Below are 21444 nucleotides of genomic sequence, written 5' to 3' on the forward strand. Positions count from 1 at the left end.
CCGGTCATGAGCCGACCCGGGCGGGAGATTCGGGGCGGGCCGGCACGGGGCCGGCCGCCGCGGAGAGGGTGAGCACCATGGTCAGGCCGCCGCCGGGGGTGTCCTCGGCGGCGAGGGTGCCGCCCATCGCGTCCACGAAGCCGCGGGCGACGGCGAGCCCGAGGCCGACGCCGGCCCCGCGCGGGGCGTCGCCGTGGCGCTGGAAGGGTTCGAATATGCGTTCCTTGGCGTCCTCGGGGACACCGGGGCCCCGGTCCACCACCCGTACCTCGACCCGGGCGCCGAGGGCGCTGGCGGCGACGGTGACGCGCCGCCCCTCGGGGCTGTACTTGACGGCGTTCTCGACGATGTTGGCGACCGCGCGCTCCAGCAGCCCGGGGTCGACGGACACCATGGGCAGCGACTCGGGGATGTCCAGTTCCACGCTGTTCTCCGGCACGCCGCCGAGCGCCATCGGGACGACCTCGTCCAGGTCGATCTCGCGCATCAGCGGGGTGACGGTGCCGGTCTGGAGCCGGGACATGTCGAGGAGGTTGCCCACGAGGTGGTCGAGCCGGTCGGCGCCGTGCTCGATGCCTTCCAGCAGTTCCGCCTGGTCCTCCTCGGACCATTCGACGTCGTCGGAGCGGAGCGAGGTGACCGCGGCCTTGATGCCGGCCAGCGGGGTGCGCAGATCGTGGCTGACGGCCGCGAGCAGGGCGGTACGGATGCGGTTGCCCTCGGCGAGCGCGCGGGCCTGCTCGGCCTCGCCGACCAGCCGCTGGCGGTCGAGCACGACGGCGGCCTGGGTGGCGAACGCGGCGAGCACCCGGCGGTCCTCCGCGGGCAGCACCCGCCCGGAGAGCGCCAGTGCCATGTGGTCGCCGACCGGCATGTCGACATCGGCGTCCTCGGGCCGGCCGACGGGCTGGGGGCCCACACTGCCCGCGCAGGTCCACGGGTCGACATCGCTCTTGCGTTCGAGCAGCGCCACGGACTCCATGGCGAAGGTCTCGCGGACCCGCGCCAGCAGCGCGTCCAGCGCCGTCTCCCCGCGCAGCACGCTGCCCGCGAGGAAGGAGAGGATCTCGGACTCGGCCCGCAGCCGGGAGGCCGTATGGGTACGGCGGGCCGCCAGGTCCACCACGGAGGCCACCGCCACGGCCACCGCGAAGAAGATCACGATGGCGACGAGGTTCTTGGGGTCGGCGACGGTCAGGTTGTGGGTGGGCGGCGTGAAGTAGAAGTTGAGCAGCATCGACCCCACGGCCGCCGAGGCGAGCGCGGGCCGCAGCCCGCCCAGCAGGGCGGCCAGCACGGTCAGGAAGAGGAAGAGCAGGACGTCGTTGGCGAGCCCCAGGGTGTTGTTCATCGCCGTCAGCAGCACCGAGAGCAGGACGGGCGCCACGACCCCGGCCAGCCAGCCCCAGATGATCCGAGAGCGGCCGAGGCGGGCGCCGCGCGCGACGGGCAGTCCGCGCCCCTTGGCGGCCTCCTCGTGCGTGACGATGTGCACGTCCAGGTCGGGCCCCGACTCCCGCGCCACGGTGGCGCCCACACCGGGGCCGAAGATGTACTGCCAGGTCTTGCGGCGGCTGGAGCCCAGCACGATCTGGGTGGCGTTGACGCCGCGCGCGAACTCCAGCAGCGCGGAGGGGATGTCGTCGCCGATCACATGGTGGAAGGTGCCGCCGAGGTCCTCGACCAGGGTGCGCTGGACCGCCAGCTCCTTGGGCGAGCCGGCCGTGAGCCCGTCGCTGCGGGCGATGTAGACGGCGAGGATCTCGCTGCCCGACCCCTTGGCCGCCATCCGGGCCGCGCGGCGGATCAGCGTACGGCCCTCGGGACCGCCGGTCAGGCCGACGACGATGCGCTCGCGGGCCTGCCAGGTGGTACGGATGTTGTGCTCGCCGCGGTACTGCTGGAGGTATTCGTCCACCCGGTCGGCGACCCACAGCAGCGCCAGCTCGCGCAGCGCGGTGAGGTTGCCGGGCCGGAAGTAGTGGGAGAGCGCGGCGTCGACCTTGTCGGGCTTGTAGACGTTGCCGTGGGCCATCCGGCGGCGCAGCGCCTGGGGCGACATGTCGACCAGCTCGATCTGGTCGGCGCGCCGGACCATCTCGTCGGGGACGGTCTCGCGCTGCCGTACCCCGGTTATCGACTCGACGACGTCACCGAGCGATTCCAGGTGCTGGATGTTGACGGTGGAGACGACCTCTATGCCGGCCTTGAGCAGTTCCTCGACGTCCTGCCAGCGCTTGGCGTTGCGGGAACCGGGCACATTGGTGTGCGCCAGCTCGTCGACCAGTGCGACGGTGGGGCGGCGCTCCAGGACGGCGTCGACGTCCATCTCGGTGAAGACGGACCCGCGGTACTCCAGCTCGCGCCGCTCGACCGCCTCCAGGCCGTGCAGCATCACTTCCGTACGCGGCCGGTCGTGGTGCTCGACGAACGCGACGACACAGTCCGTGCCCCGCTCCACCCGGCGGTGTGCCTCGGAGAGCATCGCGTACGTCTTGCCGACGCCCGGTGCCGCGCCCAGGTAGATCCGAAGCTTGCCGCGTCCCATGGCCCCATTGTCTTCCAGAAGAGCCGGCCCGCCCTGCGTCCGGCTGTCCGGTAGAAACTACCGCCGGTGACGAGGCGCGCGGGCGCCGCGACGGGGGCCCGGGGCCGGTTTTGACACGATTCTGACGGCGCCCGGCGATGGCCCCGTCAGGGCGGGCCCGGGGCCGCGTCCGCTCCGGCGGCACTCCCGGCACCACCGGCGCCCGCCGATCGCCGCCCGGCCGCGTAACGCGAGGAGGGCCGCCCCCGTGCGGGAGACGGCCCTCCTCGTGTCCGTGCGGTACCGGGGCACCCGGGCCGGCGGACCGGCCGGCGCACCTCGGCGGTTCAGCACCCCTCGGGGTTCAGCGCACCTCGGTGATCTCGGGACCGCGCTGGAGCTGGCCCATGCCGCCGGAGAAGCGCGAGCTCTCCTGGTCCTCCTGCTGGACGCCCTCGGCAACCATCTGCGCGTCGTCCGGTAGCTTGAGGACGATCGGGTCGCGGGGGGCCATCGGGCCCTCCCCGCGCACGACGACGGTGTCCCGGAAGATCTGCTCCAGCAGCCCGGCGGCCTCGGGCTGCACCGCGCCCTGGCCGGAGATCACCCCGCGCAGGAACCAGCGCGGTCCGTCGACCCCGATGAAGCGCACGAGCTGCACGCCTCCGGTGCCGTCGGGGAGCTGTACGGGGACCTGGGCGCGCAGCTCCCAGCCCAGCGGACCCTCGACCTCGTCGATGATGCCGCCCTGCTGGGTGATGCCCGTGGCGATCTCCTCGCGGACCTCGCCCCAGATGCCCTCCTTCTTGGGCGCGGCGAAGGCCTGGAGCTGTACGGCGCTGTCCCGTACGACGACCGTGGCGGCGACGATCGCGTCGCCGGCGACCTCTACGCGCAGTTCCATGCCCTCGACCGCGGGGACGAAGACGCCCCCGAGGTCGACGCGGCCCTCGTCGGGCCTGGAGACCTCGGAGATGTCCCAGGGGCCGTCGGGCCGGGGCGCCGGCGGAAGGTTCGTACGACGGGGCGCGGGCTCCGCGCTGTCATCGGCGTCGGCCGCGTCCGCGGCGGCCGCGGCGTCTGCGCCGTCGACACCTTCGAACTGCTCGGTCTCGCCCGCTGCCTCCGCCTCGTCCTTGGCGGAACCACTTTTCTTGCGACGTCCGAACACGTCACTGTCCTTCCCGGTCGGATACGACCGAAGCGTATCGATTCCCACCCTGTACCCCGCCCACGGCGGCATGGCCGCCGGTGGACCCGAAGCCCCCCTCGGCCCGCGCGGAACCGGGAAGCTCCGCCACCTCGTGGAAGCGCACCTTCTCGACCTGCTGAACGATGAGTTGGGCAATCCGGTCGAACCGCTCGAACCGCACGCTCTCGCGGGGGTCCAGATTGACCACGATCACTTTGATCTCCCCACGGTACCCGGCATCCACCGTCCCGGGGGCATTCACCATCGCGACCCCGCAGCGGGCGGCGAGCCCGGAGCGCGGGTGCACGAAGGCGGCGTAGCCGTCGGGCAGGGCGAGGGAGATGCCCGTCGGCAGGACGGCGCGCTCACCGGGGGCCAGCTCGGCGGCCTCCGTGGTGACCAGATCGGCCCCCGCGTCCCCGGGGTGCGCGTACGCGGGCAGCGGCACCTCGGGGTCGACGCGGCGGATCAGTACGTCAACGGGGCCACCGGGGCCGCCGGACACAGGGCTCATGGGGTCACCTCGACGGCGCGGTCACGCCTGACCTCTGCGAACAGGGCGTCCGCCCGGACGGCGACGGGCCCGTCGGGGCCGCCGATCCGGCCCACCGCGGTGGAGTAGATCTTCCGCCGGTGCACGGCGGTGACCTCGGCCTCCAGGTGGAGCAGCGCCCCGACGGGCACGGGCCGTACGTACTCGGTCTGGAGCCGGCCGGTGACGGAGACGGTCCCCAGCAGCCAGTTCAGCGCGCCCAGCGTCTCGTCCAGCACCGCGGCGAGCACGCCGCCGTGGGCGAGGTCCGGAGCGCCCTGGTGGGCGGGGCCGACGGAGAACTCGGCGGTGACCCGCACACCCTCAGCGGCGCGCACGACGAGCCGGAGTCCGTGCCGCTGTCCCTCGCCGCAGCCGAAACACTGGTCGTTGTGCGCACCGATCCGCTCACCGGGGGCGGGCGCGTCGGGGTGCCGTACCGGCGGTACGGCGTCGGCGGGGGGCGCCAGGGACCCCGGCGCCGCTCGGAGTCCGGGGGGCGTCCCCTGGGATGGCACGTTACTCACAGGCGCAGACCTTACCCGCGCGGTCGCCGGGAGGAGGCACCGTGCCAAGCTTGGCTCCATGGAGCCTTCCCCCGCGCGTTACGACGAACGCCTCACCGCGCCCCCTTCCTGGTGGGCCATCGCCGCCCTGCTCGCCGTCGCGGGCGGCCTGATGACACTGCCGCTGGGCGCGCTGCCGATGCTCGGCGGGGTGATCGTCGCGGGCGCGCTGGCGGCGGCCGGGGTGAGTTCCTACGGATCCGCGCGGATCCGGGTGGTGGCGGACTCGCTGGTCGCGGGGGACGCGCGGATCCCCGTGTCGGCGCTCGGCACGGCGGAGGTGCTGGATCAGGAGGAGGCGCGGGCCTGGCGGCTGGAGAAGGCCGATCCGCGCGCCTTCATGCTGCTGCGCAGCTATGTGCCGACGGCGCTGCGGGTGGAGGTCACGGATCCGGACGACCCGACGCCGTACGTCTACCTGTCGACCAGGACCCCGCAGGAGCTGGCGGCGGCGCTGGACGCGGTCCGTACGGGCTGAGACCCGGCGGACGGTGCCCCGCCGGTCCTACTGGCCCAGTTCCCTGGGCAGGCCCGGGGGCAGCTCGTCCGGCCGCTCCAGGGGCGGCTGGGCGGGCAGCGCGTCCCAGGGCACCTGGCGGGCCCGCAGGTCCTTGCGGACGTGTTCGGCGACCTTCTTGGTGTCCCGCCGGTTCATCAGGGCGCCGACGGCGGCCCCGATCATGAAGGGGACCAGGTTCGGCAGGCTGCGGACCATGCGCTTGGTGATCTGGTGGCGCAGCTCGCGCTTCATGGGACCGCTGAGCGCGCCGTTGAACGTCGACGGTTTGGTGATGTCGACGCCGCGCTCCTCGGTCCAGGACGTCAGATAGGCGGCGCTGCGCTGCCTGAGCGTGCCGGGCGGGCGCTGCCCGTAGACCTCGTGCAGCTCCGCGATGAGCTTGAACTCGATCGCGGCGACGGCGGTGATCTCGGCGGCCAGCTCGGCCGGCATCGCGGGTGGTACGGGCATCATCGCGGCGGCGCCGACGCCCGCCCCGACGGTCGAGCTGCTGTTCGCGGCGCCCGCGATCAGCTTGTCCGCCAGCTCCTCGGGGCCGAGGCCCGGGAACTGGCCGCGCAGGGTCGCGAGGTCGCGGACCGGGATCCGGGGTGCGTTCTCGATGATCCGGTCGGCGACGAACGCGAGGGCCGCCTTGGCTCCGTCACTCCCCTTGCGCACGCCCCGTTTCACGCTGTCCAGGCGCCGGCCCCCGGTCGTGGGGCCGCCGTGGTCGTCCCGGACGGCTTCGAGCGAGGCCGGCCGGCCTCGCTCGTCCTCGTGCGCGCCGTGCTGGGGCAGCAGGGCGGAGTGCTCGGCAGCGGGCTGAACGCCTTCCGCCGGGCCTGAGCCGCCCTGATACGTATCCGTTGCCTCCGGTGCGTTCTTGCGCCGGAAGCGCCGTTTCCGGAACGGTGTGTCGCCTGCCACGGCCTGTCAGACCTCAGTCGCAGTCGCGGCAGATGGGCTGACCGTTCTTCTCCCTGGCGAGCTGGGAGCGGTGGTGCACGAGGAAGCAGCTCATGCACGTGAACTCGTCGGCCTGCCGGGGCAGGACCCGGACGGACAGCTCCTCGTTGGAGAGGTCCGCGCCGGGCAGTTCCAGGCCCTCGGCCTGCTCGAACTCGTCGACGTCGACCGCCGAGGTCGACTTGTCGTTCCGACGGGCCTTCAGTTCCTCAAGGCTGTCCTGGTCGACGTCGTCATCGGTCTTGCGTGGGGTGTCGTAATCCGTTGCCATGTCGTCGCTCTCCCCCTCTGGGTTCTGTAGTGTCTCAGCGCACGTAACGCGTGAGAGGCCGGACTTGTGCCCGACCTGAGGCGGAGATTTTGCCTCACATCAAGGTCTGTTACTCAATCGACACCCGACCGGACTCCTGAGGAGTGATCGGCTTCGGGTGGCGAAGGGGACCGTACACGGTCCCTCGTTCCCGCTGCACGGGCGCCACCCCGTGTACTTCCCGTGATCCCGGCCCCCGGAAACCCGGACTTTACCGGTCATCCGACGAAGGCTTGATCACACAGAGTCGACCGGCGGGAATTCGCCCCTGTGATCGATCACACAGGGTCTCGCCGGAAAACGACGCCGAATATTCCGCGCAAAGCGAACAATGTCCTCCGGCGCGTGAATACCGAGCGCAGTCTCTCAGACCGGGAGAGTGACACGCATCACCAGTCCACCTCCCTCACGCGGCTCCGCGGCGATCCGTCCGCCGTGGGCACGGGCGACCGAACGGGCGATCGACAGGCCGAGTCCCACGCCCTTGTCGCTGCCCGTCCGCTCCGTGCGCAGGCGCCGGAACGGCTCGAAGAGGTTGTCGATCTCGTACGCGGGCACCACGGGCCCGGTGTTCGACACCACCAGGACCGCCTGGCCCTGCTGCAGCTCGGTGCTGACCTCCACCCAGCCGTCCTCCTGGATGTTGTACCGCACGGCGTTCTGCACGAGGTTCAGGGCGATCCGCTCCAGCAGGACGCCGTTGCCCTGGACGACCGCGGGGACGCACTCCGAACGGATCTCCACGCCCTTCGCCTCCGCCTCGGCGAGCGCCTGGTCGACGGCGCGGGTGGCGACCTCCGCGAGGTCGACCGGTTTGCGCTCCACGAGCTGGTTGTCGCTGCGGGCGAGCAGCAGCAGCCCCTCCACCAGCTGCTCACTGCGCTCGTTGGTCGCCAGGAGGGTCTTTCCGAGCTGCTGGAGCTCCACCGGAGCCCCCGGGTCGGAGAGGTGGACCTCCAGGAGGGTCCGGTTGATCGCGAGCGGCGTACGCAGCTCGTGCGACGCGTTGGCGACGAAGCGCTGCTGCGCGGTGAAGGCGCGCTCCAGCCGCTCCAGCATCTCGTCGAAGGTGTCCGCGAGCTCCTTCAGCTCGTCGTCCGGGCCGTCCAGCTCGATCCGGCGGGCCAGGTCGCTGCCGACCACGCGGCGCGCGGTACGGGTGATCCGGCCCAGCGGCGACAGCACCCGCCCGGCCATCGCGTAACCGAAGGCGAACGCGATGACGCTCAGCCCGACCAGCGCGAAGAGCGAGCGGCTGAGCAGGTCGTCGAGCGCCTGCTGGCGCTGGTGGTTGACGCAGGCGTTCATCGCCGTGTTGAACTGGTCGGGCGGCGCCTGGTCCGGGAAGTTGCAGGTGTCGCTCCGTACCTTGCCGCTCACGATCTGGAAGGGCAGCTCACTGCCCACGTGCAGGGCCTGGGCGGCCAGCAGGTAGATGATCGAGAGCAGCAGGATGCCCGCGATCAGGAACATCCCGCCGTAGAGCAGCGTCAGCCGTATACGGATGGTGGGCCGGACCCAGGGGAGCGACTGGTCGGGCTTTCTCGGGTCCCAGGTCGGCTTCGGAGGCGCCGCGGGCGGCGCCGGAGTAGTGGCCACCGGCATCAGATCCGGTAGCCGGAGCCGGGCACCGTGACGATCACGGGCGGCTCACCGAGCTTGCGCCGCAGGGTCATGACCGTGACGCGGACGACATTGGTGAACGGGTCGGTGTTCTCGTCCCACGCCTTCTCCAGCAGCTGCTCGGCCGAGACGACCGCGCCCTCGCTGCGCATCAGGACCTCCAGGACCGCGAACTCCTTGGGCGCGAGCTGGATCTCCCTGCCCTCGCGGAAGACCTCGCGGCGGTTGGGGTCGAGCTTGATCCCCGAGCGCTCCAGGACGGGCGGCAGCGGCACCGTCGTACGCCGTCCCAGGGCCCTGACCCGGGCGGTCAGCTCGGTGAACGCGAAGGGCTTGGGCAGATAGTCGTCCGCGCCCAGCTCCAGGCCCTCGACCCGGTCGCTGACGTCGCCCGAGGCGGTCAGCATCAGGACCCGGGTGGGCATCCCCAGCTCGACGATCTTGCGGCAGACGTCGTCGCCGTGCACGACGGGAAGATCGCGGTCGAGCACCACCACGTCGTAGTCGTTGACCCCGATCCGCTCCAGGGCCGCCGCACCGTCGTACACGACGTCGACGGCCATGGCCTCCCGGCGCAGTCCGGTGGCCACCGCATCGGCGAGCAGTTGCTCGTCCTCGACGACGAGTACGCGCACGTCGATCTTCCTTCCTCTTGGCCCGTCTCCCGTGATCAGGGCAGGTTCCAGCACTCGTTGTGCGGGCCCATCCTGCCCGTATCGGCCATAAACCGGCGGTAAGACGATGCCGGGTGACCAGGCACGTCCGGGCCCGGGCCGGATTGATGGAGTCAGGGAGGTTTCTCGGGGACGGACCCTGGGGAAGACGACTTCACACCCGAGATCACGCCCTGTTTGTGGCATGCCACACCCTTATCTGCCCACCGGATAACTGTCACTCCAGAAGACAGTGGGCGCCTGATCTTCCCGCCGTCGGCACACCCCCGTGCCACTGACCCACGACGAGGGGGCGCAATGGACGCGTTCACCGCCGGGCTTCTCCAGCGTATAAAGGCCACGGAAACAGACCTCACCCGTGCACGTGAGACGGGTGACGACTTCCTCGCGGACGTCGAACAGGAAGAGCTGGACGACCTGCGCCGGCTCGCCGCCGAGCACGGTGTGGAGGTCGGCGCCGCCAGCGTCTGACCCGATACACCGCGTCGTACCGGACACCCCGGATACCGCCACTCAGACACCAGTCGCACTGATTTACGAAATATCAGAGCCGCAAACGATCTGCAGAGAAGGGCCCCGGCACCGAGGGGACGGTGCCGGGGCCCTTCCGTGTTCCGGGGCTCCCGGGTGCCGGTCAGTCGTGCCAGGCCCCGTACTCCTCCAGCAGCTCCTGGAGGGGCTCGAAGACGCCCGGCGTGGCCGCCACGGTGAGCTCGAATCCGGGCCGGACACCGGGGCGGCCACCCGTACGGGCGCCCGCCTCCCGGGCGATGAGATCACCGGCCGCGAGGTCCCAGGGGTGCAGCCCCCGCTCGTAGTAGCCCTCCAGCCGGCCGGCCGCCACGTCGCAGAGGTCGATGGCCGCCGAGCCGCCGCGCCGGATGTCCCGCAGTTGCGGGATCAGCCGCTGGGCGATCTCCGCCTGGTGGGCGCGGACCGTGGTGACGTAGTTGAAGCCGGTGGAGACCAGCGCCCGCTCCAGCGGCGGCGCGGGGCGGCAGCGCAGCGGACGGTCGCCCAGGAAGGCGCCGCCGCCGCGCACGGCGCGGAAGGTCTCGCGGCGCATCGGGGCCTCCACGACACCCACCAGCGTCTCCCCGTCGCGCTCGGCGGCGATGGAGACGGCCCAGGTGGGCAGCCCGTAGAGGTAGTTGACGGTGCCGTCCAGCGGGTCGATGACCCAGCGGACACCGCTGCTGCCCGCCGTGCTGGCGCCCTCCTCGCCGAGGAAGCCGTCGTCGGGGCGGTGCTCCGCGAGATAGCCGGTGATCAGCTTCTCGGCGGCGATGTCCATCTCCGTGACGACATCGATGGGGCTGGACTTCGTGGCGGCGACGGCCAGATCGTCGGGGCGCCCGTCGCGCAGCAGCGCGCCGGCCCGGCGGGCCGCCTCCAGGGCGAGCGCGAGCAGTTCACCGGTGAGGGCGTCGGTCACAGCGGGCTCCTTCAGGCGTACGGGCTGTCGGCGCCCGCGGCGGCGGGCTTGGGGGCGCGGGCCGGGCAGCAGCCGGCCGGGCAGAGGTCGTGGCTCGGGCCCAGCGCGCCGAGGGCGCACCGCTCCACGGCGCGGCCGCGCTCGGTGGCGGCCCGCTCCAGGAGGAGATCGCGTACGGCGGCGGCGAACCGCGGATCCGCGCCGACGGTGGCCGAGCGGCGTACGGGCAGCCCCAGCTCGGCGGCCTTGGCGGTGGCCTCCGTGTCGAGGTCGTACAGGACTTCCATGTGGTCGGAGACGAAGCCGATGGGCGCCATCACGACGGCGGGGACGCCCTCGGCGCTCAGCGTCTCCAGGTGGTCGCAGATGTCCGGCTCCAGCCAGGGGATGTGCGGGGCGCCGCTGCGCGACTGGTAGACGAGCCGCCAGGGGTACGCGATCCCCGTCTCCGCCTGGACGGCGGCCACCACCAGCCGGGCGACGTCGAGGTGCTGGGCGACGTAGGCGCCGCCCTCGCCGTGCCCCTCGGCCGGGCCCGAGGTGTCGGCCGACGCGGTCGGAATGGAGTGCGTGGTGAAGGCGAGATGCGCCCCCGCCCGTACGTCCGCGGGCAGATCGGCGAGCGAGGCGAGCACGCCGTCGATCACGGGTTCCAGGAAGCCCGGGTGGTTGAAGTAGTGGCGCAGCTTGTCGACGCGCGGCGGCTCGATCCCCTCGCCGGCCAGGGTGGCGAGGGCGGCGGCCAGGTCCTCGCGGTACTGCCGACAGCCCGAGTACGAGGCGTACGCGCTGGTGGCGAGGACCGCGACGCGGCGCCGTCCGTCGGCGGCCATCTCGCGGAGGGTGTCGGTGAGATACGGGGCCCAGTTGCGGTTGCCCCAGTAGACCGGCAGGTCGAGGCCGTGCCCGGCGAAGTCCTTGCGCAACGCGTCCAGCAGCACCCGGTTCTGTTCGTTGATCGGGCTGACCCCGCCGAACAGGAAGTAGTGCCGGCCGACCTCCTTGAGCCGTTCCTTCGGGATGCCCCGGCCACGGGTGACGTTCTCCAGGAACGGGACCACGTCGTCCGGGCCTTCCGGGCCGCCGAAGGACAGCAGGAGCAGAGCGTCGTAGGGCGAAGTCGCCGACTGTTCTGGCATGCTCCGATCCTGCCATCCGCCCCGGTACGCCGGGCACGGAGCCCGCCGGAAAACCGGGGGCGCGCGGCGGGCGGACTGCCGTAAGCTGCCGCGGCCAGATTCATCGCTTACCGGAGCGTCCGTTGCCTGCGTTGCCCCGTTCCTACCACGCGCTGTTCGACGTTCCCGGTACGCGGGGATTCAGCGCGGCCGGACTGATCGGCCGGATGCCGCTCGCCATGCTGAGCATCGGCGCCGTCACGATGATCTCCCAGCTCACCGGCAGGTACGGCCTCGCGGGCGCCGTCTCCGCGGCGATGGCCATGTCGGCCGCGGTGCTCGGCCCGCAGATCTCCCGGCTGGTGGACCGGCACGGGCAGCGGCGGGTGCTGCGCCCGGCGATGCTGGTCTCGGTGACGGCGATCGCGGGGCTGCTGCTCTGCGCCCAGCGGGGCGCGCCCGACTGGACGCTGTTCGTCTTCGCGGCCGGGACGGGGTGCATGCCGAGCGTCGGGGCGATGGTGCGGGCGCGGTGGGCGACGGTCCACCGGGACTCCCCGCGCGCCCTGCACACCGCGTACTCCTGGGAGTCGGTGGTCGACGAGATCTGCTTCATCTTCGGCCCGATCATCTCGATCGGCCTCTCGACGGCCTGGTTCCCCGAGGCGGGCCCGCTCGTCGCCGGGGTCTTCCTGGTGGTCGGTGTCCTGTGGCTGACGGCGCAGCGCGCCACCGAGCCCGTACCGCGGCCCCGTGCGGAGCACACCGGGGGTTCGGCTCTCGGCTCGGCCGGGCTGCGGGTGCTGGTGGCCACCTTCGTGGCGACGGGGGCGATCTTCGGCGCGGTGGACGTGGTCACGGTCGCCTTCGCCGAGGAGCGGGGGCACAAGGCCGCGGCGAGCCTGGTCCTGTCGGTCTACGCGCTGGGGTCCTGCTGCGCGGGCATGGTGTTCGGGCTGCTGCATCTCGCCGGTCCCCCGGCCCGGAGGTGGCTGGTGGGTGTCTGCGCGATGGCCGTGAGTATGATCCCCCTCCAACTGGCCGGGAGTCTCCCGCTCTTGGCCGTGGCGCTCTTTGTCGCGGGCCTGTCCATCGCACCGACGATGGTGACCACGATGGCCCTCGTCGAAGCGCATGTACCGCGCACCAAGCTGACCGAAGGCATGACCTGGACCAGTACCGGGCTCGCGGTCGGTGTGGCGCTCGGCTCCTCGGCCGCCGGCTGGGTGGTCGACGCCGCAGGGGCACGAGCGGGGTACAGGGTGCCCGTGGTGGCGGGCGCCGTCGCGGCCGCGGTGGCGTTCCTGGGGTATCGCCGGCTGCGTGAGCCGGTACGGAGGCGGGGAGGGCATGGGGCGGATGACCGGGGACCGGGCAGTCCTGAGGAGCACGACGACCATGAGCGCGTGGCGTAACTGGGCGGGAACCGTGACCGCCCGGCCCGCCCGTACGGTGTCCCCCTCCTCGGTCGAGGAACTGGTCGGGGAGGTCCGCGCGGCGGCGGCCGACGGGCTCCGGGTCAAGGCGGTCGGCTCGGGGCACTCCTTCACCTCCGTCGCCGCCACGGACGGGGTGTTCGTACGGCCCGACCTGCTCACCGGCATCCGGGAGATCGACCGGGCCGCGGGGACCGTCACGGTCGCGGCCGGCACCCCGCTCAAGCGCCTGAACACGGCGCTCGCCCGGGAGGGCCTGTCGCTGACGAACATGGGCGACATCATGGAGCAGACCGTCGCGGGCGCGACCTCCACCGGCACCCATGGCACCGGCCGCGACTCGGCGTCGATCGCCGCCCAGATCCGCGCGCTCGAACTGGTCACGGCAGACGGGACGGTGCTGCGCTGCTCGGCCGAGGAGAACCCGGAGATCTTCGCCGTCGCGCGGATCGGGCTCGGCGCGCTGGGCGTGATCACCGCGGTCACTTTCGCGGTGGAGCCGGTCTTCCTGCTGACGGCCCGTGAGGAGCCGATGTCCTTCGACCGGGTCACGGCGGAATTCGATCAACACGTGGCCGAGAACGAGCACTTCGAGTTCTACTGGTTCCCGCACACCGGCAACTGCAACACCAAGCGCAACAACCGCAGCGCCGGTCCCGCCGCGCCGCCCGGCCGGGTCGCCGGGTGGGTCGAGGACGAACTCCTCTCCAACGGCGCCTTCCGGGTGGCCTGCGCGCTCGGCCGCGCCGTGCCCGCGACGATCCCCGCCCTCGCCCGCGTCTCCAGCCGCGCGCTCTCGGCCCGTACGTACACGGACATCCCCTACAGGGTCTTCACCTCCCCGCGCCGGGTGCGCTTCGTGGAGATGGAGTACGCGCTGCCGAGGGAGGCCGCGGTCGGCGCGCTGCGCGAGGTCAAGGCGATGCTCGAACGCTCACCGCTGAAGGTGAGTTTCCCGGTGGAGATACGCACGGCGCCCGCCGACGACATCGCGCTCTCGACGGCCTCGGGGCGGGAGACCGCCTACATCGCGGTGCACCTGTACCGGGGCACGCCGCACCGCTCGTACTTCACGGCGGTGGAGCGGATCATGACCGCGCACGGCGGCCGGCCGCACTGGGGCAAGATCCACACGCGGGACGCGGGATATCTCGCCGCGGCCTACCCGCGCTTCGCGGAGTTCACTGCGGTACGGGACCGGCTCGACCCGGACCGGCTGTTCGGGAACGACTATCTGCGCCGGGTTCTCGGGGACTGACGGGAACCGATGCGCGCCGTACGCCTCCTCCCGCACCCGCTACCCGCCGGTCGGACCGCTGTCGCCGCCGGTGCCGGAGCCGGTGCCGGTGTCCGCCGTACCGGAACCGGAGGGTGCCGGGGCCGGGGTGGACGGGGTGTCGGAGCCGCCGCCGGAGTCCCGGGCGGGCCCCGAGGAGTCCGTCGGGGCCGGCGAGGACGGGGTGCCCGTCGGGTCGCTCCCGTTGCCGGTGCCGTTGCCTGTCCCGGTCCCGCTGTCCTTGGTCGTCCCGTCGCGCGCGGCGCCGCCGGACGGGGTGGGCGAGGTCCCGCTCCCCGGGGTGCCGCCCTGGTCGCCGCCGGCGCCCGTACCGCTCCCGGTGTCGCCGGAGGGAGTGGACGCGGGGTCGGTCGCCGGGGTGGGGGCGGACCGGTGGCCGCCACCGCTCACCACGGATCCGACCGTCGTTCCCGTGCCGCCGCTCAGGCCCTGACCGGAGATCAGCTCGTATCCGGTGACGCCGGCCATCGCGACGCCGAAGACCGCCGCGGCCGCGAGGACCGGCCGCTTCCAGCCGCGGAGGCGGGTGCCGTGGGTCGTGGCCCGGTTGAACTCCTCGTTCACGGGCGGCGCGGAGCCGAGGAGATCGCTCCCTCGGCCCGGGTCGTCCCGGTCCGGCGGCACCGGCACCTGCCGGCCACCGGGCCTCGCTTGGACCGCCGCGACGCGGATCTGTTCCCCCGTACGGTGGAAGAAGTGCTGGAAGACCGAACCACCGCAGGTGGCCACGACGCTGACGACGCCCGCGCCGATGATCGTGCCGTACACACCGAGCTGGGAGGCGAGCACCGCGGCGGCGACCGCGGCGAGCGCGCTGCCCGCGACCTGCGGCAGGCTGAGTTCGATCCGCGGCCTCTTACGGCGCCGTTCCTCCCGTTCGCCCGCCGTGCCGCTTCCCGCCTTCTCGTCCGTTCGTGTACCGGTCGTCAGCCTCTGCTCCATCTGCGGCCCCTGCCTGCACATCTGTCCCACCTTGCACCAAGGAGTGACCTCTGAGCGAAGTGGATAGTTCCGCTTAGGTGGATTCTGTGAAGCAAGACACCCTCGTCCGGCCGCTCATGGACGGTACGGAGGGATCAACGCCCCGGTCCTGCGAGAACTTGGGCGGCGCGCCGGTCCACCCGGATGGCCCGAATGGAGTACTGTGGCGAGCCCTGGGGCCGGACTCCCTCATGGGGGTCCGGGACTAACGGGAAGGGGGCCGAACGTGGCACTCGATCCGGCGGAGCCGCGGCACCGCACGGGCGCCTGCTGCACGGAGTGACCAGGTTCGTCACTCCGCGTCGCACAGGGTAACCGTGCCATCGGCGATCCAGGGCCCATGCCCGACACGCCGGGCAGCACGGAAAGGTTGTGGCAGGCTGCACCCGGGCAGGCCACACTCGACTAGCGGAAGCAGCGACGCACGTGACGTCGGCAGGCACCACCCGGGAGGTTCCCATGCCCGAACTGCGTGTCGTGGCCGTCTCCAACGACGGCACACGACTGGTGCTCAAGGCTGCCGACAGCACGGAGTACACGCTCCCCATCGATGAGCGGCTGCGCGCCGCCGTCCGCAACGACCGTGCGCGTCTGGGCCAGATCGAGATCGAGGTGGAGAGCCACCTCAGACCGCGTGACATCCAGGCGCGGATACGAGCCGGTGCCTCCGCCGAGGAGGTCGCGCAGCACGCCGGGATCCCGGTGGACCGGGTGCGCCGCTTCGAGGGCCCCGTGCTCGCGGAGCGCGCCTTCATGGCCGAGCGCGCCAGGAAGACCCCCGTACGCCGCCCCGGTGAGAACACCGGACCCCAGCTCGGCGAGGCCGTGCAGGAGCGGCTGACGCTCCGCGGCGCCGACAAGGAGACCGTGCAGTGGGACTCGTGGCGCCGTGACGACGGCACCTGGGAAGTCCTGCTGGTCTATCTGGTCGCGGGCGAGCCGCACTCGGCGAGCTGGACGTACGACCCGCCGCGGCGTCTCGTCCAGGCCGTCGACGACGAGGCGCGCGCGCTGATCGGCGACACGGACGACACGGTCGCCAAGGAGCCGAGCTTCCCGTTCGTACCGCGGATCGCGCGGCTGCCGCGCGACCGGCCGCTGGACCGTTCCCTCGACCGGCAGTTGGAGCGCCCCGTCGCCCCGGAGCCGGACGACGCCGACGAACGCGACTCGCTCACCAGCCTGCTGGAGGCCGTGCCGAGCTTCCGCGGCGACATGGTCGTGCCCGAACGCCCCGCACCCCCGGAGCCCGGGGGCGTGGACCCGGAGGACGAGCCGGACGCGGAGGAGCCGGTGGCACCCGCCGCCTCCGCCGGGGCCGGATCGGCCTACGCGGACGTGCTGATGCCGCGTTCCGTGGCCGGTCACCGCGACCGGCTCACCGGTACGACGGACCGCCAGGCGGAGGCGGACGGCGTCCGCCCGGGGCGGCGGGCCGCGGTGCCGAGCTGGGACGAGATCGTCTTCGGCACCCGTCGTAAGAAGCAGGACTGACAGGGTTCGCACACCCTCCTATACGCAGTCCGAGGGGCGGGGGGGATCCCACCCCCCGGGTGGCCCCCCCCCCCCGAGGGTGAACCGTGGGCCCCCCGCACGCGGTATGTTAAAAAAAAAACACCCGCCCCCGTCTTAATACGCAGGAGTCACGGGGTTCCCACACCCCCATATCCGCTGGCGGTGGGGCGGGTCCCCCCCGCGGGGGGTGCGCACCGGCCCCTCGGATGCTTCTCACGTGCGCCCGGACGCGCCGCGGGCGCTCCCCCGATGCCCGGAACTCCGGGCCGTTACCGGGGGTCCGGCCCCTTGGCGACCGGGCGGGCGGGGTCCTCCGACCACTCCGACCACGAGCCCGCGTAGAGCGCCGCCCGGATGCCCGCCAGTTCCAGGGCCAGCACCTGCTGGGCGGCGGAGACCCCGGAGCCGCAGTAGACGCCGACGTCCCGGCCCGTGGCCCCCAGGGCCGCGAAGCGGGCCGCGAGTTCCGGCGCCGGGCGGAAGGTGCCGTTTTCGGCCATGTTCTCCGCGGTGGGAGCCGAGACCGCGCCGGGGATGTGGCCGCCGATCCGGTCGATCGGCTCGACGTCGCCGCGGTAGCGCTCGGCCGCGCGGGCGTCCAGCAGCAGCCCCTCCCGGGCGAGGGCCGCCGCGCCGTCCGCGTCCAGCAGGGGGAGCCCTCCCGGCTCGGGACGGAAGTCGCCCTCCGCCGGCGCCGGGATCTCGGTGGAGAGCGGGCCCGTCCAGCCGGCCAGACCGCCGTCCAGGACCCGGACGTCGCCGTGGCCCGTCCAGCGCAGCAGCCACCAGGCGCGGGCCGCCGCCCACCCGAGTCCCCCGTCGTACGTGACCACGGGCGTGTCCGCGCCGACACCCGCACGGCGCATCGCCGCACCGAAGACCCCCAGGTCGGGCAGTGGATGCCGGCCGCCCGCGCCCGGCGGGCCCGCCAGTTCCGCGTCCAGGTCCACGTATACGGCGCCGGGCAGATGCCCCGCCTCGTACTCCGGCCGTCCCGGCGGCCCGCCGAGCCGGTAGCGGACGTCGAGCAGTACGGGCGGGCGCGGGCCCGCCGACTCGCCGGTGAGTTCGGCTGCGGTGATGATGGCTGTCATGGCGACCATCCTCGCGTACGGCCCCCCGCGGCGGGAGCGTCGGCGGACCACGCGATGTAACGACCTGTGAAACAGCGGGTAAAGGCCAGGACACGCCGGTAAACAACGAATCGAGATCCCGCCAACTGCGGCGCGGCCGGGCGGCGCCGCGCGCCGGTGGGTGCGAGCATCGGCACGCCCCGCACGGCCACCACGACGGTCCGAGGAGAGAGTGACGATGACCGAGGCAGCGACCCGGCGCACACCAGGAACACCCTGCTGGGTCAGTCTGATGGTGCACGGACTTGCCGCGACGGAGGAGTTCTACGGAGCGCTGTTCGGCTGGGAGTTCGAGCCCGGGCCGCAGCAGCTCGGACCGTACGTCCGCGGGCTGCTCGACGGCAAGGAGATCGCGGGGATCGGTCAGTTGCCGCCCGACCGGCACCTTCCCATCGCCTGGCTGACGTATCTGGCCACGGACAACGCGGATCTGACGGCCGAGACGATCCGGAGCTGCGGCGGAACGGTCGGCGTCGGCCCGCTGGACGCGGCCTCGGCGGGCCGGATGGCCATCGCCGCCGACCCGGCGGGCGCGGTCTTCGGAATCTGGCAGGCGGCGGCGCACACGGGGACCGCGGTGGCCGGGGCGCACGGCACGCCTGTCTGGAACGAACTGATCACCCGCGAGACGTCCTCGGTCGACACCTTCTACAAGGCGCTGTTCGGCTACGACGTGGAGGCGGTCGTCTCGGCCGACCTCGACTTCCTGACCCTGCGTCTGCGCGGGCGCCCCGTCGCCTCGCTGCACGGGGTGGGCCGGGCGCTCACCCGGGACCGGGGCGCGCACTGGATGACGTACTTCGAGGTGGCGGACACCGACGCCGCCGCGCGGCTGGTCACGGAGCTGGGCGGGCAGGTGCTCCAGCAGCCGCGCGAGGGCGCGAACGGACGGCACGCGACGGTCGCGGACCCGGAGGGCGCGGTCTTCACGATCGTACGGTCGGCCGGCCGCTGAGACCGGCCACCGGCGGACCGGCCACGGCGGGAAGCGGTGCCGCCGCGGCCCGTCAGCCCGCCGGGACCGGCAGGACGTCCGGGGAGAGCGCGGCGGCCCGCGCGGTCGCCGCGGTCATCCGGCGCCGGTGGTGGCGCCGGCACAGCACCTCGTAGCCGACCTCGTCGCCGCCCCGGTGCACGTCCCCGACGACGACCTGGGCGCCCTCGACCACCATGGCGCCGCCGACCGTGCGCGCGTTGTGCGTGGCGCGGGCGCCGCACCAGCAGAGCGCCTCGACCTGGAGCACCTCGACCCGGTCGGCGAGCTCCACGAGCCGCTGCGAGCCGGGGAAGAGCTTGGAGCGGAAGTCGGTGGTGATGCCGAAGGCGAAGACGTCCAGCTCCAGGTCGTCCACGACCCGGGCGAGCTGGTCGATCTGGGCCGGGGCGAGGAACTGCGCCTCGTCGGCGATGACGTAGTCGCACCGGCCGCCCTGGGAGAGCCGGTCCACGAGGTAGGCGTAGAAGTCGAAGTCGTCCGCGGCCTCGACGGCGTCGGTGACCAGACCGAGCCGGGAGGAGAGCTTGCCCTCGCCGGCCCGGTCGTCACGGGTGAAGATCATGCCCTGGAGCCCGCGCGCCGAGCGGTTGTGCTCGATCTGCAGAGCGAGGGTGCTCTTTCCGCAGTCCATCGTTCCGGAGAAGAACACCAGCTCTGGCATGAGGGGGTGACGGCCTTTCGGGTCTTCGGCTGCCGCGGGCGGCGGGGGCCGCACCGCGATCGATGGGCATCGTACGGGCGTACGAGCGGTTAAACAGGCGTACGAGCGGTTACGAGCGTACTTCGAGGAGCGGGACCAGTTGCTCGACGGGGGTCATCGAGCCGTGCATCCCCACCATCGCCGACTCGTGCGGCTCCTGGACGGAGGCAGTGATCACCACGTCGTCGTGGGCCGCGGCGACGACATCGCCGATCCGGTCGTACACCCGCTCGTCCATCGCGCCCGGCGGCCCGAACCACCCCTCCGCGACCGCCTCGTCGCGGCTCGCCACCCAGAACCGCTCGCCGAGCACCTCGCGCCAGACCGTGAGGACATCGGCGGCGGCGCCCGGTACGGCGTAGACATGACGGGCCCGGCCCTCGCCGCCCAGCAGGGCGACCCCGGCGCTCAGCTCCCAGTCCTCGTCGAAGTCGATGCGCGACTCCTCGTCGAAGGGGATGTCGATCATGCCGTGGTCGGCGGTGACGTAGAGCGCGGTACGGGGCGGGAGCTGTTCGGCGAGGCGCTGGACGAGCCGGTCGACGTACATCAACTGGCCGCGCCAGGCGTCGGAGTCGACCCCGAAGCGGTGGCCCTTGCCGTCGACCTCGCTGTAGTACGTGTAGACCAGCGACCGGTCGCCCGCGGCGAGTTGCTCGGCGGCCAGGTCCATCCGGTCCTCGCCGGAGAGCCGGCCGAAGAAGGAGCCGCCGCTCAGCGCGACCTTGGTGAGCGGGGTGTGCTGGAAGGTCGGGGAGGAGACCTGCGCGGTGTGCACACCCGCCGCGTCGGCCAGCGTGAAGACGGTGGGGTACGGCTGCCAGACGTGCGGCGCGGTCCACGGCTTCCAGCGGAGCTGGTTCATCAGCGCTCCGGTCGCCGGATCGCGGACGGTGTACCCGGGCAGGCCGTGCGCGGAGGGAGGCAGTCCCGTACCGACGGAGGCGAGGGAGGTGGCGGTGGTGGCGGGGAATCCGGTGGTGAGGGGGCTCCCGGTGGAACCGCGCGAGGTGGCGAGCAGCGACGTCATGTACGGCGCTTCGTCCGGGTGCGCCCTGAGCTGCTCCCAGCCGAGGCCGTCGATCAGAAAGACGCAGTTCCGGTCCGCGGGGGTCAGTTCCGCGATGGTCGCGGTCAGATCCGGTACACCCTGGCCCGCGGCGAGTGTGGGCAGCAGATCGGCGAGCGAGCCGCTGCCGTACTGCGGCAGCGGCGCGCTGGAGAGGGCGAGCGGGACGGGGTCCTGCCAGAGGGACTCGGCGGCCATCAGCGGCCGGTCGCCGCGGTGGCCGCCGTGGCCGCGGTGGCTTCGGAGAGTGCCTGCGCGAACGCGAGCGTCTGCCGCACGGCGTCCGGGCCGTCGCCCGCGTCACTGACCCGCAGGCTCAGGTCGTCGGCGGTGGAGCTGCCCGTGTAGCCGTGGTCCGCCTCGCAGTTGGGGTCGCCGCAGGCGGCCGGCTCCAGGTCGATACGGGAGACGGCGCCCCAGCCGATGGTGAGGACGACCTCGCGCGGCAGGGTGCCGGGCTTGTAGGACTCCGGGTTGGCGACGACGCGGCTGACCACGACGGAGGAGATGCGGTCGATCCGCACCGACTCGGTGGAGGTGGTGGCGTACGGCGTCGGGGAGCTGGAGTCGGCGGCCTGCTCGTCGGTGTGGCTGACGATGAAGCGGTGGGCGGTCAGTACGAGGACGGTGACATGCCGCCGTACCTCGTTGGCGTCGAAGGTGGTCTCCTGGTGCACCAGGTACGACGAGATCGGCTCACCACCGACAGCGGCCTCCACCGCCTCGGCCACGAGAGCCGGGTAGTAGCCGCTGCGCTCGATCGCCGTGCGCAGCCCCTGGGTCGTCGTACCGGTCTTCGCCATGAGCTCATCCTACGGGGGCCGGATGGCTGCCGGAGACGCCCTGTCCCGGCGGAAACCGCTGAGCAGGG

At 72.6% G+C, this 21444-nt stretch carries 20 protein-coding genes and 1 pseudogene; 6 read left to right on the forward strand and 15 right to left on the reverse strand.

All coding sequences use genetic code 11. The features are described from left to right. Positions 1-4 precede the first annotated feature (4 nt). The 4 genes and pseudogenes from ACFTZC_RS25500 to ACFTZC_RS25515 all read right to left on the reverse strand — a co-directional run. Positions 5-2548: an ATP-binding protein gene (locus ACFTZC_RS25500; RefSeq protein ID WP_382893479.1), complete on the reverse strand. Its 2544-nt coding sequence runs from the start codon at positions 2546-2548 to the stop codon at positions 5-7. Between the two features lie 343 nt (positions 2549-2891). Then, the gene (locus tag ACFTZC_RS25505; protein ID WP_382893481.1) at positions 2892-3698 is read right to left on the reverse strand and encodes a DUF3710 domain-containing protein; all 807 of its coding nucleotides are present in this window, start codon (positions 3696-3698) and stop codon (positions 2892-2894) included. A gap of 1 nt (position 3699) precedes the next feature. Further along, positions 3700-4233, reverse strand: coding sequence for a dUTP diphosphatase (gene dut, locus ACFTZC_RS25510; protein WP_382893483.1), 534 nt, complete (start codon positions 4231-4233; stop codon positions 3700-3702). A gap of 8 nt (positions 4234-4241) precedes the next feature. Beyond that, positions 4242-4778, reverse strand: a pseudogene (locus tag ACFTZC_RS25515) (PaaI family thioesterase); the annotation flags it as partial. A gap of 58 nt (positions 4779-4836) precedes the next feature. Here ACFTZC_RS25515 and ACFTZC_RS25520 point away from each other — a divergent pair. Next, positions 4837-5295 carry a DUF3093 domain-containing protein gene (locus ACFTZC_RS25520; RefSeq protein WP_382893485.1) on the forward strand — a complete coding sequence of 153 codons (459 nt, stop codon included), beginning with the start codon at positions 4837-4839 and terminating at the stop codon, positions 5293-5295. 27 nt (positions 5296-5322) lie between these two features. Here ACFTZC_RS25520 and ACFTZC_RS25525 read toward each other — a convergent pair whose 3' ends face one another. The 4 genes from ACFTZC_RS25525 to ACFTZC_RS25540 all read right to left on the reverse strand — a co-directional run bounded on the left by ACFTZC_RS25525 (position 5323) and on the right by ACFTZC_RS25540 (position 8853). Next, positions 5323-6246, reverse strand: a complete 924-nt coding sequence (locus ACFTZC_RS25525) for a hypothetical protein (protein WP_382893487.1) — start codon at positions 6244-6246, stop codon at positions 5323-5325. A gap of 13 nt (positions 6247-6259) precedes the next feature. After that, a complete protein-coding gene (locus tag ACFTZC_RS25530) occupies positions 6260-6556 on the reverse strand; it encodes a DUF4193 domain-containing protein (RefSeq protein WP_030350183.1) in 297 nt (98 codons plus the stop codon). 405 nt (positions 6557-6961) lie between these two features. After that, the gene (locus tag ACFTZC_RS25535; RefSeq protein ID WP_382893489.1) at positions 6962-8194 is read right to left on the reverse strand and encodes a sensor histidine kinase; all 1233 of its coding nucleotides are present in this window, start codon (positions 8192-8194) and stop codon (positions 6962-6964) included. Positions 8195-8199: 5 nt separating this feature from the next. Next, positions 8200-8853 carry a response regulator transcription factor gene (locus ACFTZC_RS25540; protein ID WP_030745240.1) on the reverse strand — a complete coding sequence of 218 codons (654 nt, stop codon included), beginning with the start codon at positions 8851-8853 and terminating at the stop codon, positions 8200-8202. Positions 8854-9189: 336 nt separating this feature from the next. On the opposite strand from ACFTZC_RS25540, the gene ACFTZC_RS25545 reads away from it, so the two are divergent. Next, entirely contained in the window at positions 9190-9363 is a 174-nt protein-coding gene (locus tag ACFTZC_RS25545) for a hypothetical protein (protein ID WP_365819162.1), read from the forward strand. 163 nt (positions 9364-9526) lie between these two features. On the opposite strand, the gene ACFTZC_RS25550 is transcribed toward ACFTZC_RS25545, so the two are convergent. Further along, positions 9527-10327 carry an inositol monophosphatase family protein gene (locus tag ACFTZC_RS25550; protein WP_382893491.1) on the reverse strand — a complete coding sequence of 267 codons (801 nt, stop codon included), beginning with the start codon at positions 10325-10327 and terminating at the stop codon, positions 9527-9529. An 11-nt stretch (positions 10328-10338) separates the two neighbouring features. Beyond that, positions 10339-11466, reverse strand: a complete 1128-nt coding sequence (locus tag ACFTZC_RS25555; protein ID WP_382893493.1) for a ferrochelatase — start codon at positions 11464-11466, stop codon at positions 10339-10341. Between the two features lie 131 nt (positions 11467-11597). Between ACFTZC_RS25555 and ACFTZC_RS25560 the strand changes: the two genes are divergently transcribed. Continuing rightward, a complete protein-coding gene (locus ACFTZC_RS25560; RefSeq protein ID WP_382893645.1) occupies positions 11598-12860 on the forward strand; it encodes an MFS transporter in 1263 nt (420 codons plus the stop codon). Then, the gene (locus tag ACFTZC_RS25565; protein WP_382893647.1) at positions 12805-14139 is read left to right on the forward strand and encodes a D-arabinono-1,4-lactone oxidase; all 1335 of its coding nucleotides are present in this window, start codon (positions 12805-12807) and stop codon (positions 14137-14139) included. Before ACFTZC_RS25560 ends, ACFTZC_RS25565 begins: the two co-directional genes overlap by 56 nt. Before the next feature lie 39 nt (positions 14140-14178). Here the strand turns inward: ACFTZC_RS25565 and ACFTZC_RS25570 are convergent, their stop codons facing one another. Continuing rightward, a complete protein-coding gene (locus tag ACFTZC_RS25570) occupies positions 14179-15120 on the reverse strand; it encodes a hypothetical protein (RefSeq protein WP_382893495.1) in 942 nt (313 codons plus the stop codon). 498 nt (positions 15121-15618) lie between these two features. Here ACFTZC_RS25570 and sepH point away from each other — a divergent pair, with 498 nt between their 5' ends. Beyond that, positions 15619-16653: a septation protein SepH gene (gene sepH / locus ACFTZC_RS25575; protein ID WP_382893497.1), complete on the forward strand. Its 1035-nt coding sequence runs from the start codon at positions 15619-15621 to the stop codon at positions 16651-16653. A gap of 290 nt (positions 16654-16943) precedes the next feature. Here sepH and ACFTZC_RS25580 read toward each other — a convergent pair whose 3' ends face one another. Further along, positions 16944-17768 carry a sulfurtransferase gene (locus ACFTZC_RS25580; protein WP_382893499.1) on the reverse strand — a complete coding sequence of 275 codons (825 nt, stop codon included), beginning with the start codon at positions 17766-17768 and terminating at the stop codon, positions 16944-16946. A gap of 217 nt (positions 17769-17985) precedes the next feature. On the opposite strand from ACFTZC_RS25580, the gene ACFTZC_RS25585 reads away from it, so the two are divergent. Continuing rightward, positions 17986-18762, forward strand: a complete 777-nt coding sequence (locus ACFTZC_RS25585) for a VOC family protein (RefSeq protein WP_382893501.1) — start codon at positions 17986-17988, stop codon at positions 18760-18762. Positions 18763-18814: 52 nt separating this feature from the next. Here the strand turns inward: ACFTZC_RS25585 and ACFTZC_RS25590 are convergent, their stop codons facing one another. From ACFTZC_RS25590 to ACFTZC_RS25600, 3 genes are all read right to left on the reverse strand, one after another. Then, positions 18815-19465 (reverse strand): thymidine kinase, encoded by a 651-nt coding sequence (locus ACFTZC_RS25590; protein WP_382893503.1) that lies wholly within the window; start codon positions 19463-19465, stop codon positions 18815-18817. Between the two features lie 109 nt (positions 19466-19574). Next, a complete protein-coding gene (locus ACFTZC_RS25595) occupies positions 19575-20771 on the reverse strand; it encodes an alkaline phosphatase family protein (protein ID WP_382893505.1) in 1197 nt (398 codons plus the stop codon). Beyond that, on the reverse strand, positions 20771-21376 hold the full coding sequence (locus ACFTZC_RS25600) for a DUF5998 family protein (protein WP_365819180.1): 606 nt from the start codon (positions 21374-21376) through the stop codon (positions 20771-20773). The genes ACFTZC_RS25595 and ACFTZC_RS25600 overlap by 1 nt, the downstream gene beginning before the upstream one ends. Between the last annotated feature and the right edge of the window lie 68 nt (positions 21377-21444).

It is taken from the genome of Streptomyces sp. NPDC056987 (assembly GCF_042673865.1).
Lineage (GTDB): Bacteria > Actinomycetota > Actinomycetes > Streptomycetales > Streptomycetaceae > Streptomyces.

Excerpts from the sequence above, each read along its gene's own strand:
- ACFTZC_RS25500 (WP_382893479.1), bottom strand. The coding sequence starts at position 2,548 with ATGGGACGCGGCAAGCTTCGGATCTACCTGGGCGCGGCACCGGGCGTC.
- dut (WP_382893483.1), bottom strand. The coding sequence starts at position 4,233 with ATGAGCCCTGTGTCCGGCGGCCCCGGTGGCCCCGTTGACGTACTGATC.
- ACFTZC_RS25520 (WP_382893485.1), top strand. The coding sequence starts at position 4,837 with ATGGAGCCTTCCCCCGCGCGTTACGACGAACGCCTCACCGCGCCCCCT.
- ACFTZC_RS25530 (WP_030350183.1), bottom strand. The coding sequence starts at position 6,556 with ATGGCAACGGATTACGACACCCCACGCAAGACCGATGACGACGTCGAC.
- ACFTZC_RS25545 (WP_365819162.1), top strand. The coding sequence starts at position 9,190 with ATGGACGCGTTCACCGCCGGGCTTCTCCAGCGTATAAAGGCCACGGAA.
- ACFTZC_RS25555 (WP_382893493.1), bottom strand. The coding sequence starts at position 11,466 with ATGCCAGAACAGTCGGCGACTTCGCCCTACGACGCTCTGCTCCTGCTG.
- ACFTZC_RS25565 (WP_382893647.1), top strand. The coding sequence starts at position 12,805 with ATGACCGGGGACCGGGCAGTCCTGAGGAGCACGACGACCATGAGCGCG.
- ACFTZC_RS25570 (WP_382893495.1), bottom strand. The coding sequence starts at position 15,120 with ATGGAGCAGAGGCTGACGACCGGTACACGAACGGACGAGAAGGCGGGA.
- sepH (WP_382893497.1), top strand. The coding sequence starts at position 15,619 with ATGCCCGAACTGCGTGTCGTGGCCGTCTCCAACGACGGCACACGACTG.
- ACFTZC_RS25580 (WP_382893499.1), bottom strand. The coding sequence starts at position 17,768 with ATGACAGCCATCATCACCGCAGCCGAACTCACCGGCGAGTCGGCGGGC.
- ACFTZC_RS25585 (WP_382893501.1), top strand. The coding sequence starts at position 17,986 with ATGACCGAGGCAGCGACCCGGCGCACACCAGGAACACCCTGCTGGGTC.
- ACFTZC_RS25590 (WP_382893503.1), bottom strand. The coding sequence starts at position 19,465 with ATGCCAGAGCTGGTGTTCTTCTCCGGAACGATGGACTGCGGAAAGAGC.
- ACFTZC_RS25595 (WP_382893505.1), bottom strand. The coding sequence starts at position 20,771 with ATGGCCGCCGAGTCCCTCTGGCAGGACCCCGTCCCGCTCGCCCTCTCC.
- ACFTZC_RS25600 (WP_365819180.1), bottom strand. The coding sequence starts at position 21,376 with ATGGCGAAGACCGGTACGACGACCCAGGGGCTGCGCACGGCGATCGAG.